The following is a 12906-nucleotide window of genomic DNA, read 5'->3' as shown; positions in this document are numbered from 1 at the left end:
CGTCGACCCACACGCCGTGGAGCGGGCGTGGTCCCTGGCGTGGGGCTTGAAGTCGTATGCGCAGGATGGAAGTTCAAGGCTTCGCCGGTGTGCCAGGGCCCGGCTGGTCCGGTCCGCCGCTGCCGCTGCGGCGCCCTCCACGACCAGGACGACGCGGTGCTCGGCACCCCGCTCAACCCGGACACGTACGACTACGAAGCCGCCGTCCTCTGGAACGCGCACGCCGGTCCGCCCTGGCGCAAGCTGATCCAGCGCAATCCGTGCCGGATCAAGGGTGCCGGTAAGGAGAAGGCGGCCGAGCGGCGCATCGCCACCGTCGCCCAGGTCGACGCGCTAGCCGAAGCTGTGGGGGCGCGGTGGCGGCTCGTGGTCCATCTCGGCTCCTACGGTCGCCGAGGCGGGACCGGACGGGCTTCTCTTCGTGGGTGAGAAGGGAGCTCCCAGCAAAAAGGCCCGGGTCTCTGACCTGGGCCTTTGTCATGGAGCGGGTGACGAGAATCGAACTCGCACTCTCAGCTTGGGAAGCGACGGCGCTTGGGCGGCCTCCTATCCTCTGACCTGCGCTGATTCGTTGTACTGCTGCAGACATGGCGGTCTGATGAAACCGCTGTTGACCGTGGTTGTCCGTTCTGAAGGGCACGCTATGGGCATGAAATCGACTAACAGGGTGCTGTGGCCTCTTCTGGTGTCGGCATCAGCCGCTGCGCATTCACTGGACGCAAGGTTGGCGACCATGGTTTGCGGTCGCGCAGTGGTGGCCATGGTCGCCCGGCGTCAAGCGGGATCGTGGTCTCACCAGTCCAGCACCGTGACCGCTTCCAGGGGCCGGTTACCTGTCTCGTTCTCGGTGCAGTGCGGTCCGTCACAGGCGCCTCACGGAGGGATGGCAGACGCGATGACCTGTGCACGTGCACCGAGCCCGACCACCACGCGACTGTCTGTGCCTCACTGCTGTCGAGGTGGAGCGTCACCCACCACGCAGGCGATCACCAGCATGGCTGGGGCGCGACCGGGCCGTGAGCAGCCGGCTGTTCAGCGCGTCTTCATCGCCGGCGGCGCCTTTGAGGCCTTCAGTCTTCGGGCGGAGTCTCCAGCTCCTGGAGTCGTTCACCGATGTCGTCGGCCCACGATTGTGCCCACCGACGCAGCTCAGTGATCGCTGGCTCGTCGAGCCCGTAGGCGGCAAACTCCGTGTCGTCGATCCAGTCGGCCCCGCCCAATCGTGCTTGAAGCTCGCACAGGTCGAAGGAGTCACGGGCGTGGCGACGTCCGAGCTCTTCCAGCTCAATGCGGCGCGGTCCGCCGCGGCCTGTACGTCGACCAGATCCCTGGCGAGTCCCCGGTCGGCCAGTGCGCGAACCTTGGTGCCGACGACATCTTCGAGGGACAGCACCAGCCCGTGCTCGGTGTGCACAGGGGGCCGCCAAAGTGTCTCCTTGAGGACGTCGACCTCGCACTCCTCACGGCTGGCGGGATCGGTGACGATGAGCCGTGCCGACAGCGGATCTGTCTCCAGTGCCCTCACGCGCCATCCACGCTCTTCCAGGCCGGTGCGCACGGCAGCGGCAATATCCTCCATGCGCTCCGGGCTCTCGGTTGCGACATCGAGATCCTGGCTGAGCCGGTTGACCAACCCATGTGCTTGGACCGCATAGCCACCGGTCAGCACCAGAGGGTAGACACCGCCCACGTCGAGGACATCCGCAAGCAAGCGGCGGTGCAGATCAGTGAGGTTCACGCAGCGGCCTGGGCTCCGTGAGCCAGCTCGTCGAAGGAGCTCTCCCACACCTCCCGGACATCACGGCTGACGAGCGTGCGCAGTGTGGGCCACAGGCTGACCAGAAGGTCGCGATAGAGATACCGGACCAGATCCTCGCGCAGACCCTCGGCCAGGACGATCCGGTAGTAGCTCATCCGCAGCCGCGGCTGATCGAGATCGAACGTGGTCAGCCCCGACCACGCCAGATGCAGCGGCAGGGTCACTGTGCCGTGCTGAGGGCCGACGAGCTCGGAGAGTGCGGCAGGCGCACGCCGAGCGAACTTGGCACGGCGAAGATCTGAGAGACCGGGCTGTGTTGCCATACGTCGATTATCCAGGAAGAGCCTGCGGTGGGCTCTGTGATCCGCAGACTGGCGCAAGCTCTTCCCAGTCGAATGCCTGTGCTGCTTCGGCTGTTCACCATCCGGCAGTCGGTCGGGCCGCGCACAAGGTTGGAGTCCGCCGTTCTGACTGGCGTGCGGAAGTGCATCATCTTCGATGAGTGTCCGGATGCGCCTATATTCGCTCATCGCGCGCCCTGTTATCAAAGATGTGGGAGCATCCACTATTTCTCGGGGCAGTCAGGAAGAGGCGCCAGTGCCGGCGAGACCGCCAAATTGTGGAGGGGATGCGGTGGATACTGATCTGCGCTGGGAGAGCATATTCTCCCAGGGGAAGACTATTTGCTATCGGTCGGGGCAGCCCATGCTCCTGAAAGGGAGCCCGAAGGGAAATGTCCTGCGGGTCGTCGAGGGATGGGCCTTGGCGACCGACCCGCACCCGGACGGCACGCGTACCTTCCTGGAACTCCGCGGCAGAGGTCAGCTTCTGGGGGAGACCTCGGCGTTGTCGGGTGAGCTGCGAAACGCGGATGTGACAGCCGTCTGCCGCACGGTTGTCCAAGTCGTCGGCCACGAACGGTTCCTTGCCGGACTTGGGTGCAATGACGTCCTGGTCGGTATGTTGCTGGACGCGCAGCAGTTGCACAAGACGGCCAATGTACGAGCCGGCTTGCGGCGATTCGGCGTGGCCAGTGGGCTGAGTCGGCTACTGCTCGACCTGGCCCGAACCGCCGGCGTGCCCCTTGTGGCCGGGATTCCCCAGAAGGTGCTGGCCGATGTCCTCGGTGTGACGCCCCGGACGCTGTACGGGGCGGTTGCCGAACTGGGGCGTCGCGGTGCGATCTCGACGCGCTGGCCCGTGGTCCACATCACGGACGAGGTCGTACTGAAGGAGCTGGCGCGCAGCGACGCGTGAGGGTGCGGATCCATCGACAGCGTCCGAGTCGGAGGTGACCGACGCCACTGTGCGGAGCGGAAATTCTTCCGCACGGCATTGCCGCTGGTTTCCGATCGTTGAACCTGAGCGCAGTACCCGGCATTCTTCTGGGGGGAGATTCGCCTGTCCGAACAGTCCCGGTCATTCAGGACCGATAGCTGTCGGCTGCCGCCCTACTTCGGTCTTCTGGCAGTGGACGCAAAGGATTCGACCCGCCTACCGTCGATTCAGCACGCGCCGCTTATCAGGTTCATCATCGAAATCATCCACCGTGGCCTGGAAGACGCCGGCCTGAGTGAAATGCGGAGGGAATTCGAGAGTAATACTGGAGACGGGCTCGCCTTCGGTTTCGATCCGTCGTGGCTTCCGCTTGTCATCAGCCCGTTCGCGGATGTGCTGGACACCCTTCTCCATCGGCACAACACCGGAGCCGGCCCGCACATCAGGCTTCGGATGAGCATCCACGTAGGGCCGGTTCCCGTAACTCCGGGACTGCCCGGTGACGGCAACGCCGCTCCGCGCAGCGAGACGCACCGCCTCCTGGACTGCGAGGCCGCGCGCGGGTGGCTCGCCGACGCGGGCGAGGACGGCACACCCCTCGTCGTCATCGTCTCCGACGCTGTCCACCGCGCAGTGGTCCTCGGCGGTTACTGCGCTGTGCCGCCCTCCCGCTTCACCGAGGTACAGGCCGAAGTCACGGGGAAGGATTTCGCACAGAGCGCCTGGATGTACGTACCGTCGCCCTCCGGCGGCCTGCTCCGTCGACCCGTCGACCCGACGGCACCTGTGAAGAGGCCGACAGGAGAGACCGAGGGCGTGGGCGGCGCCTCGGTCCTGATTCTCGTGTGGTGCACAGTCCCCAGACTTCGCCGGGCCGTGTGGCGGATCTCGTCACGCCTTCCGACCGACCGGGCCGATCTCGAAGCCGAGGTCGTACAGGGTGTCCTGGAAGGCATCAGAGAAGTCGATCCGCCGGCCCCCGGAGCGGCCGAACGACTCATGCGGGCGGCTTCCGGTCGCGCCTGGCGCCTCGCCTGCAACACGGTCCAGGAACGCCTCGTCCCGGACCTCGCCAACGTAGCTGCGGTGCCCCGCGCGCTGCCGTACGAGGATCGTCACCCGTCCCCCTGGGTCGTGCACATCACGCCCCCCGACCGGGCCGACGGACTTGCCGCACCCATCCGCTTCACCACATCGAAACAGCGCATCGAGGGGCAACGCCTCGGCGCGCTCGCCGAGGGCATGGGTCTGCGCCATGTGGTCCACCGTGCCCGACGCCCCGGCCCGGGACGCCGCATCGGCACCCTGTCCCTAGCCCCCTACGGGAGCCTTCGATGAACCGCACCCGCCGAACACTCACTTTCGCCGAGGCGTTCGACCTCCCGCTGAGCGTCGACCTGCGAACCGCGGCCCGTGCCTTCGCAGTCTGTCCCGCCACCGCATACCGGCTTGTCCACCTGGGGCGCTTCCCGTGCCGGGTGGTTCGCATCGGCCACCAGTACCGCATCCCGACCGCGTCGCTCATGCGCGCCCTGGGCATCGAGAACCTTCCCGTCTATGCGGCGGACGTCGAGGCCGGTGCCGAGATGTCCGCCGCCCTGACGCATGACGCCGAAGAACAGGAGTACAGGCAGTGAGCGCAACGACCCATGCAGCCCCGGACGATCCGCCCCAGCCCACCTGGACCTGCTTCGTGATCGGCCCCATCGGCGACAAGCACGCGGAGTATGGAAGCCCGGAGCGCCGCCTGTACGAGGGGGCGCTGCGCGTCTACGACGAGGTCATCCGTGCCGCCTGCCAGGCCCACGGGTTGGTCCCGCTGCGTGCCGACGCCATCGCGGACACCGGGGAGATCACCGACCAGATCCATCGGCGGCTCCACGAGGACGACATTGTGATCGCCGACGTCAGCGGCGGAAATCCCAACGTCATGTACGAACTGGGCTTCCGCATCGGTTGCGGTAAACCGGTGATCCTCATCGGCGAGAACGGCGATCTGCCGTTTGACATCGCCCAGTTGCGGACCATTCGCTTCCGGCGGACCGACTCGAGCCTGCACGAAGCACGCGACCAGTTGAGCCGCGTCCTCCACGAAGGCGTCACCCACGGGTTCAGGACTGTGGTCTATGCCGATGCGACCACCTCCAGTCCTGCTCCGGCCGACGACGGGGATGACGGGGACGGCGTGGACAACGACGTACCCGGCATCGTCGATCGGCTGGCACAGGCCGAGGAACAGATGGAATCAGTCCTCGCTGACGTTGAGGCCATGGGTGAGGCGGTACTGCGAATCGGTGAGGTGGCGGAAGAGTGCACCCCCGAGATGAACTCTGCCAACGAGGCCAATCTGCCGGCGAGCGCCCGGCTCGCGCTCGTCAGAAAGTTCTCCACGGCTGTCGCGGAGCCGGCTGCCGCGTTCCGGGCGAGCAGCGTGGCGTTCGCCGAACGCATGGCGGATATCGAAGCCGGTATCCATGCGTCGCTCGACATCATCGAAGACCGATCGCCGGCCCAACGCGACGAGGACATGGAGAGTTTTCTCCACCAGGTCATCGAGATGGTGGAGTCGACCCGGTCGGGGACCACACACATCACCGAGTTCGGATCGTCGATGAGGACGGTCGTGGGATATTCCCAGCTGCTCCGCGCCCCAGGTCGTGACATCGGCATCGCCGTACGTGCGATCACCTCTGTCGCCACGCGCATCGACCCCCTGGAACGCCGGGCCCGCGCCCTCCTCACCCCTGCGGACTCGCCGCCCTCGGCACCGGACCACGACACCGCCGTCCCGACCGTGCTTTCCCACGTGAAAGCTTCGTGATCCACCGATCTGCGGTGCGGGCCGGCCTGACACACGAGCAGTGGCTGCAGCGGAATGCAAGAAGGCCCAGGTCTCCGACCTGGGCCTCGATCATGGAGCGGGTGACGAGAATCGAACTCGCACTCTCAGCCTGGGAAGCGACGGCGCTTGGCGAGCTGGATGGCTTCTGACCTGGGTTTATGCGTTCTGGTGTGCCGCCCAGGAGCGCGGGTTCGTACCGCTGTCGACCGTGGTTTGCCGGTCCTAAGGGCACGCTATGGGCACACTGTCGACTCCGAGGCGTGGAGAGCCCCTCGGGGTGGTCGGCGAGCGGCCGAGCACGGGAAGCGAGCACCGGCCGGAAGGGTGCCGTTGCGGGAGCACGTCGAGGGCAGTGCTTGTCGAGTACGGAGCATCCGCGATTTTTGCCGCCGTGACTCAGATGCGGTAGGCGCCCGCCGGTACGCCATGGGCGACGCCGTACGGAGTCAGGGCGATGACGCCGGTGCCGTGTGACGGTGTGTCGGCAGTGACGTCGAGCGGGTTTGTGGTGCCGAGGGAGCGGGCGATGTCCGGGGCGAGGTCGTGTGCGGTCCAGCGCCACTCGTCCTCGTCGTCCTCGTCGTCCTCGCTCTCCTGTGCGGCCTCCCAGTCGGGGTGCAGAGCCAGTTCCGTACGGCGTGTTCGTTCGTACGGCAGCGGCCCGCCGAGGGTCAGAAACTCGTCCTCCGCCTCGCCGGTTTCGCAGTAACGCCGGATCACCGTGCCGTGCTCGGCGACGAGCCAGGCGGAGCCGTCGCCCTGGCCGCCGTAGTAGTACGCCTGTGCCTGGCCGTAGCGGGCACTGAGCTCGGTGCACAGGCGCAGCACGTCCTCGCGGCGCTCCTGGCCGTGCGGGTCGCACCAGGCGCCGAGGACGAGGGTCCAGCCGGCGAGTTCGGGGGTGACGAAGACCCGTTCGTAGCCGGTGTGTTCGTCCGTGTCGCAGCCGTGGCCGTCGGCGTCGACGATGTCGTTGCCGAGTGCGAAGGTCACGGGTCGTGGGTCGGTCAGGCCGAGGGTGCGCATGATCCCGGCCTGGTCTCCGCCGGGGACGGCCATCCAGTAGTTCCAGCAGGCCCACAGCGGTTCGGGGCGATCGTCCGGGAGCTTGATGCGGATGAGTCGCTCGATCGCGGCGGTGTCGGCGCGCGACAGAGCCGGTTCGCCACCGAGTTCGGCGAGTACGGTCAACGCCCGCGCCCGCTGGCGGCCCGGCCCCCGTTCCCGGACGCGCCGGAGCAGCGGAATCACGTGCTCGCCGGTACGGATCAGGGTGTCCTGGGCTTGCCGGGCGACTTCCTGGTCCGGGTCGCCGAGCAGCTTCAGCAGGGCGGCGGCGGACCGGCCGGCCTCGCCGCAGTGCTCGATCCCACGGACGGCCTGACGGCGCACGAGCGGCACGGGGTGGGCGAGGGCCGCGGTGTAACGGTCGAGAACGGCCAGGCCGAGCTGGGAGAACGCGAAGCCGACTCGCTTGCGGGACTCCTCGGTGGACGCGGAGACGAGCCCCTGAAGCAGACCGTCGAACCCCGCATCCCCGATCCGCCGGAGTACGGCGGTGATCGGCCGCCAGTCCACCGGGGACTCCGCGTCCATCACCTCCCGCACCAACTGCTCCACCCCGCCGGCGCCGAGCGTGACCAACGCGTCTGCTGCTGCCTCGTACAAGTCTGGCCTGCCGAGGTCCCGTATCAGGTCGGCATTCACCACGTGCCCCTTCAGCAAGGTCGACCAGGCTTCCGAGCGTCATGATTCCGCAAGGGTCCGACATCGCCCGAGCGGTCCCGCTACTCGCACGCTCCTCGGGCAGGCCGTCCGCCGAAGAAAGCCGTCCCATGATGCCGTCGTGGTGTGCCACCCATGGACTGGACAACAAACAAGGCCCAGGTCTCGGACCTGGGCCTCAATCATGGAGCGGGTGACGAGAATCGAACTCGCACTCTCAGCTTGGGAAGCGATGGCGCCTGGGCGAGCTCTGTGGCTCTGAGCTGCGCGGATGCAGTGTCCTTGCAGGAACCGTGCCGTCGTATCGCTCGTGTGTCGACCGAGGTTGTCCACTCTTATGGGCACGCGAAGGGCACAGTGCAGTGGAGGGCGAGGGACACGGTGTCCGCGCGCCCTCATCGTGCTCGGCCCGCTGCGCGTTGACATGGCGCCTGTGTGCGCCGTTGCGAGGGCATATGCCGGATCCCGCCCAGGAGAGTGTTCACCGCGGGGTCGCGGTTCGTGTCAGCGGACGGGTTTTTGCTTCACTCCGCTCGCTCCGCCCGCTCTCCACCAGTGCCGACGCGGAGGCGGGCAGACCACTCCCGCGCCCGCGCGGCACCGGACGCACAGGCACCGGAGCCTGTTCCTCGGAGGATCGGAAGACGCCGGGGTCGGTCCTGGGGAAGCAGCCGTTGTCGGTGGTGCAGGGCGGCAGGCCGAACTGGCTGCGGTAGACGGCCGGATCGGCCTCGGCGTTCGGGGCGTCGTAGGCGTCGACGAGGGCCGGCGTGGCGCCGTACCCGGCTGTGCCGGAGGGCAGGTCGTAGGCGCTCTGGAGGTCGGCGGGGCTCAGTCCCGCCGGGGCCGCGAGGGGTTGCAGGCTCTTGGCCTGCCGTACGTCGTTATGGGCGAGTGCGAAGCAGGACACCTCGCCGGGCGGGCTCGGTCGCGCACAGGGGGCGGGTGTCCGGCTCCGTGGTGACTGGGGCAGGTGGGGTCGTCCGCGACACCGCCGCCGGCGCCAGGACCGGCGGCGGTGTCGCGGCCGACGGTGCCGCCAGGGTCAGCGCCGGCAGGCCGCCCAGGAGGCCGGGCAACATGGCCCTCCGCGTGTTGGTCTCCCTTGGTGTCGACCCCACCGACCGTGCCGTCGCGACGGCACGGTCGGCCCTCAGTCCTCAGTCCTCAGCCCACGGCGTACGCGTTGTACACCGTGGTCGTCGAACTGTCGCCGTGGGTGTCGGTGACGGTCGAGCGCAGGCCGACGCGGCCGGAGGCCGGGTTGTGGACGGCGGTGGTCCACTTGCCGCCGGACAGCTTCGCGGTGATGGCGTGCCAGGTGGAGCCGTTGTCGGTGGTGTACCAGGCACGTACGGACTTCACGCTGTCCGACAGCCGGCCGATCGTGCTGTCGCCCGTGCCGTTGCGTTGCATGCCCAGGTCGACGGTCGTGGTCGACCCGGCAGCCGCCTGGTTCCTGGAGTTCAGCGCCTCGGGCGAGAACCGGGTGATGTAGGCACGGATCTGCTGGTTCTTGCCGGCGTCGGCGTAGAAGTGCAGGGAGAGGCTGGAGGAGGTCGACAGAGAGCCGGCCGGCAGATGGTCACGGTGACCGGTTTCGGTGATCGTGTACCAGCCCGACCCCGGGATCCGCGGCTGCGCGCCGATCTCCTGCGAGGGGCTGTACTTGTGCGAGTAGAGCGTCCTGCCCGCGTGCGTCAGCTTCACGGTGCCGGAGGCCAGGACCCCGCCCGCCGTGAGCACGGGGTCGGCGAACGGGTTGTCGTTCCCGAAGTACAGCTGGTGGTACCAGGTGTACGGCAACTGCCCGCCGGGCCCCCAGACCGCGTGGCCGAGGGCCAGCGTGGCGGTCTTGCCGGCCGCGTACTTGTGGGACCCGCCGTAGATGAAGTCGTTGCCCTGCTGGCCCACTGTCCACTGGCCGGCCGGGACGTGGACGCTGAAGGAGTTGGGCAGGTCGCGCTGGACGTCGAGGATGTCCATGGACGACGAGCAGTCGGAGCCGCCCGTCGGCTCGCCGTTGAACGAGAACCGCGCCTGTCCGCTGTCGGGACCGGAACGCGCGTACACCTTGAGGGTGGTCAGCCCCGACTTCCTGAGTGTCGCGGACACCCCGGACGGCACGCCGCGGCTGTGCGTGACGGAGGCCAGCCAGAAGTCGCCGCCGGTCGTCGACCGCGGTTCGTACGTGGTGCCGTAGGCCAGCTCGTACGCCTTGCTGCTGTTCGGGATGACGTACAGGTCGCCCGGCGCGGCCGACATGCTCATGGTCGCCGGGCTGTTGTCGGTCGCGCAGACGGCCGCGCTGAACGTGCGGTCGTATCCGCTGCCCGGGGCGGGACTGATCGAGACCTTGACCGGACGGCCCTTCCGGGCGTCGAACGTGGTCGTCGTGGCCCCGGAGACCTTCACACTGTGGCCGCCGACGATGCCGTCCTCGCCGTTGCCGCCGGTGAAGGAGGTGGCGAGCTCGTAACTGCCGTTGGGCAGCGACGTCTTCTTGTTGCCGTCGATGTAGCGGAAGTCGTTCGTCCTCGTGTTGTAGACCGCCACCTGGGCGTAGACCGGCTTGCCGCTCCGGTCCAACGTCGTGACGGTGAGTGAGCCGTTGGCTGCGGCCGACGCCGTGGAAGCGCCGGCCAGGAGAAGCGGCACGAGCATGGTGACGACACTCGCGGCTGCCGTGGTTCGCCGCATCAAACCCCCCATAGGTGCGCGACATGAACACGACACCGTAGCGTGCGGGGCAGCCGTCACCGTCACCGCCCCCCACTGATCTTTCACCGACCCTCACCGGCGATCGCCGAGGCCGCTGCCCGTCATGTGTCATGCGTTGGCCATTCCGGCCGTACATACCGGTGCCGGCGCTCAGACGGTGCAGGGCGAGATTGACCGCTTCCTTATCACGGAGATGTTCACCGACCTCTGCCCCGATGCGGCCGTGCCGAAGAACGCAGGGCGCCGGATCGGCGCGATGCAGCACCGTATGGCCCGGGTCGGAGAGCATCGCAGTGCCTCGGCGGTGGACCTCGTCATCGCCGCGACCGCAGCCCATCACGGACTGGCTGTCCTGCACAACGATGCCGACTACCGCGCCATTGCCCGGCATGCGTTCGACCTGACCGAGCACAACATCCACGACATCGTCTGAGAGGTTTCCACCGTGCTTGCGTCAGGCGAGGGTGGTGGACCCTGCTCGTCGAAGTCCTGCCTGCTGGGCAGGAGTTGCGCAATCGGTAGTGCTGCCGCGTCCGTGAACGCCATCTGCCTCTCAGAGGGGACGGGCAAGCTGAGGGCTCACAGGCGTGGCTGATGGGGCTGACATGGCGAAACCGCAGGTTGGTGGCACTTTTCGGGGCCCGAAACGGTGAGCCTGCCATGGCCACCGAGAACCCGTGCCCGCCACGTGCCGATCTTCGTGCATCTACAGAAAGGTCTCCGGCGGAAAACCCCCGCCAATAGATAAGCCCCAGGCCGATGACCTGGGGCTTCAAAAGAGCGGGTGACGAGAATCGAACTCGCACTCTCAGCTTGGGAAGCTGATGTTCTACCACTAAACTACACCCGCGTAAGACGCCGGTCACCCGGTGCCGAATGCTCGCTCACTCTACCTTATGCCCGGTCCCTGGCGCTGACGCCGAGGGGCCGGTGCGCGTTTCGGGGGGTGGACACGGGTGCAGGGGACCGGAGTTGGGGCGTACGGTGGAGGGGTGGAAGAGGGTCTGGGCGGGACCGGAGTGCCGCTTGGAAGGCCATCCCTTTCATCCCGTAATGTGGCTTTCGTCGTCAGTCAGACGCGGCTCTTGGGGAAGGGACTCTGAGGACTTGATGGAGCGCACCGTCGTCCGTTGTGCCGAGGGGCACGTGTTCAGCACCGCTTCGTTCCCGATGCAGCAGGCCGAGCGACTCGGCCCCGGTCGATTGGTCCGGTGTCCGCGGTGTGCGCGGCTCCGGAGCGTCGTTCCGGTCACGCTCGAGAAGCGGTAGGACTCAGCGGTAGGACCAGCGGTAGGACCTGGGGCGCGGGGACTGTGCGAAATGCTGACAGTCCCCGCGTATCCTCGGGGCGTGCTTCTCTCAGACAAGGACATCCGGGCCGAGATCGACGCCGGTCGGGTGCGCATCGACCCGTACGACGAATCCATGGTGCAGCCCTCGAGCATCGACGTGCGGCTCGACCGCTACTTCCGGGTGTTCGAGAATCACCGTTATCCACACATCGACCCTTCCGTCGAGCAGGCCGATCTGACGCGGCTCGTCGAGCCCCAGGGGGACGAGCCGTTCATCCTGCACCCCGGGGAGTTCGTACTCGCCAGCACGTACGAGGTGATCTCCCTTCCCGTGGATCTTGCCTCGCGGCTGGAGGGCAAGAGTTCGCTCGGGCGGCTGGGGCTCGTCACGCACTCCACCGCCGGGTTCATCGACCCCGGCTTCTCCGGGCACGTGACCCTGGAGCTGTCCAATCTCGCGACGCTTCCGATCAAGCTCTGGCCGGGCATGAAGATCGGGCAGCTGTGCATGTTCCGGCTGAGCTCGCCGGCCGAATTCCCGTACGGCAGCGATCGGTACGGCTCCCGCTACCAGGGCCAGCGCGGACCGACCGCCTCCCGGTCCTTCCTCAACTTCCATCGGACCCAGGTGTGAGCGGAAGCGGGGAGAGTGCGGACATGAGCGTGTCCGACGTGCGGGAGAACCTCACCTACGAGCGCTTCGGGGTCGCGGTCCGTGAGCTCGCCCAGACCATCGCCGACGACGGGTACCAGCCCGACATAGTGCTCAGCATCGCCCGCGGGGGTGTCTTCGTCGCGGGTGGACTGGCGTACGCCCTCGACTGCAAGAACATCCACCTGGTCAACGTGGAGTTCTACACAGGTGTGGGGACGACGCTCGACATGCCCGTCATGCTCGCTCCCGTCCCGAACGCCATCGACTTCTCCGACAAGAAGATCCTGATCACCGACGACGTCGCCGACACCGGCAAGACGCTCAAGCTCGTGCACGACTTCTGCGTCGACACCGTCGCCGAGGTCCGCAGCGCCGTGATCTATGAGAAGTCCCACTCGCTGGTGAAGTGCGAGTACGTGTGGAAGCGGACCGACGACTGGATCAACTTCCCCTGGAGTGTCCTGCCTCCGGTACACAGGTCGGGAGAGGCGCCCAAGGCGAACAAGGAAGCGCTCTGACCTGCGGTTCCGTAACTGTCTCCGCAGGCCGAACGGCCCCTGACCAGGTGAATCGGTCGGGGGCCGTTCGGCTGCCGGAGGTCCGTGGATCTTCTGATGTCCGTGGGTTTTCCGAC

12 protein-coding genes, 1 tRNA gene and 2 pseudogenes are annotated in these 12906 nt (G+C 67.3%); 8 read left to right on the top strand and 7 right to left on the bottom strand.

The features are described from left to right. Window positions 1-114 precede the first annotated feature (114 nt). Window positions 115-423, top strand: a pseudogene (locus AQJ27_RS58855) (replication initiator); the annotation flags it as partial. 647 nt (window positions 424-1070) lie between these two features. Here the strand turns inward: AQJ27_RS58855 and AQJ27_RS27365 are convergent. Both AQJ27_RS27365 and AQJ27_RS27360 read right to left on the bottom strand, forming a co-directional pair. Beyond that, window positions 1071-1738, bottom strand: a pseudogene (locus tag AQJ27_RS27365) (nucleotidyl transferase AbiEii/AbiGii toxin family protein). Continuing rightward, window positions 1735-2082, bottom strand: coding sequence for a transcriptional regulator (locus AQJ27_RS27360; RefSeq protein ID WP_067374271.1), 348 nt, complete (start codon window positions 2080-2082; stop codon window positions 1735-1737). The pseudogene AQJ27_RS27365 and the gene AQJ27_RS27360 overlap by 4 nt, the downstream one beginning before the upstream one ends. Before the next feature lie 175 nt (window positions 2083-2257). Here AQJ27_RS27360 and AQJ27_RS27355 point away from each other — a divergent pair, with 175 nt between their 5' ends. Further along, the gene (locus AQJ27_RS27355) at window positions 2258-3016 is read left to right on the top strand and encodes a cyclic nucleotide-binding domain-containing protein (RefSeq protein WP_079065281.1); all 759 of its coding nucleotides are present in this window, start codon (window positions 2258-2260) and stop codon (window positions 3014-3016) included. Window positions 3017-3253: 237 nt separating this feature from the next. On the opposite strand, the gene AQJ27_RS56500 is transcribed toward AQJ27_RS27355, so the two are convergent. Next, complete coding sequence (locus AQJ27_RS56500) at window positions 3254-3502, bottom strand: hypothetical protein (protein WP_159064408.1); 249 nt, start codon at window positions 3500-3502, stop codon at window positions 3254-3256. Between AQJ27_RS56500 and AQJ27_RS27350 the strand changes: the two genes are divergently transcribed. The 3 genes from AQJ27_RS27350 to AQJ27_RS27340 are packed head-to-tail and all read left to right on the top strand — an operon-like array spanning window position 3491 to window position 5858. Beyond that, window positions 3491-4375 (top strand): hypothetical protein, encoded by an 885-nt coding sequence (locus tag AQJ27_RS27350; protein ID WP_159064407.1) that lies wholly within the window; start codon window positions 3491-3493, stop codon window positions 4373-4375. The two genes, AQJ27_RS56500 and AQJ27_RS27350, sit on opposite strands and share 12 nt — an antisense overlap. Further along, window positions 4372-4674 (top strand): helix-turn-helix domain-containing protein, encoded by a 303-nt coding sequence (locus AQJ27_RS27345; protein ID WP_067374264.1) that lies wholly within the window; start codon window positions 4372-4374, stop codon window positions 4672-4674. Before AQJ27_RS27350 ends, AQJ27_RS27345 begins: the two co-directional genes overlap by 4 nt. Then, entirely contained in the window at window positions 4671-5858 is a 1188-nt protein-coding gene (locus tag AQJ27_RS27340; RefSeq protein ID WP_067374261.1) for a TIR domain-containing protein, read from the top strand. Before AQJ27_RS27345 ends, AQJ27_RS27340 begins: the two co-directional genes overlap by 4 nt. A 417-nt stretch (window positions 5859-6275) precedes the next feature. Here the strand turns inward: AQJ27_RS27340 and AQJ27_RS27335 are convergent, their stop codons facing one another. The 3 genes from AQJ27_RS27335 to AQJ27_RS27325 form a co-directional block, all read right to left on the bottom strand. Continuing rightward, window positions 6276-7586, bottom strand: a complete 1311-nt coding sequence (locus tag AQJ27_RS27335) for a HEAT repeat domain-containing protein (RefSeq protein ID WP_235614005.1) — start codon at window positions 7584-7586, stop codon at window positions 6276-6278. Between the two features lie 499 nt (window positions 7587-8085). Then, entirely contained in the window at window positions 8086-8514 is a 429-nt protein-coding gene (locus AQJ27_RS27330) for a hypothetical protein (protein WP_067374256.1), read from the bottom strand. A gap of 257 nt (window positions 8515-8771) precedes the next feature. Then, a complete protein-coding gene (locus AQJ27_RS27325) occupies window positions 8772-10304 on the bottom strand; it encodes a hypothetical protein (protein ID WP_067374253.1) in 1533 nt (510 codons plus the stop codon). A gap of 178 nt (window positions 10305-10482) precedes the next feature. Between AQJ27_RS27325 and AQJ27_RS27320 the strand changes: the two genes are divergently transcribed. Then, window positions 10483-10758: a PIN domain-containing protein gene (locus AQJ27_RS27320; RefSeq protein WP_425275231.1), complete on the top strand. Its 276-nt coding sequence runs from the start codon at window positions 10483-10485 to the stop codon at window positions 10756-10758. Between the two features lie 346 nt (window positions 10759-11104). Here AQJ27_RS27320 and AQJ27_RS27315 read toward each other — a convergent pair. Beyond that, window positions 11105-11175 (bottom strand) — tRNA-Gly (locus tag AQJ27_RS27315). A gap of 500 nt (window positions 11176-11675) precedes the next feature. Here AQJ27_RS27315 and dcd point away from each other — a divergent pair. Further along, entirely contained in the window at window positions 11676-12251 is a 576-nt protein-coding gene (gene dcd, locus AQJ27_RS27310) for a dCTP deaminase (protein WP_067374442.1), read from the top strand. A 23-nt stretch (window positions 12252-12274) separates the two neighbouring features. Further along, window positions 12275-12790, top strand: coding sequence for a phosphoribosyltransferase (locus AQJ27_RS27305; RefSeq protein WP_067374251.1), 516 nt, complete (start codon window positions 12275-12277; stop codon window positions 12788-12790). Window positions 12791-12906: the final 116 nt, after the last annotated feature.

It is taken from the genome of Streptomyces olivochromogenes, assembly GCF_001514115.1.
Taxonomy (GTDB): domain Bacteria; phylum Actinomycetota; class Actinomycetes; order Streptomycetales; family Streptomycetaceae; genus Streptomyces; species Streptomyces olivochromogenes.
This window is presented reverse-complemented; position numbering and strand designations above follow the sequence as displayed.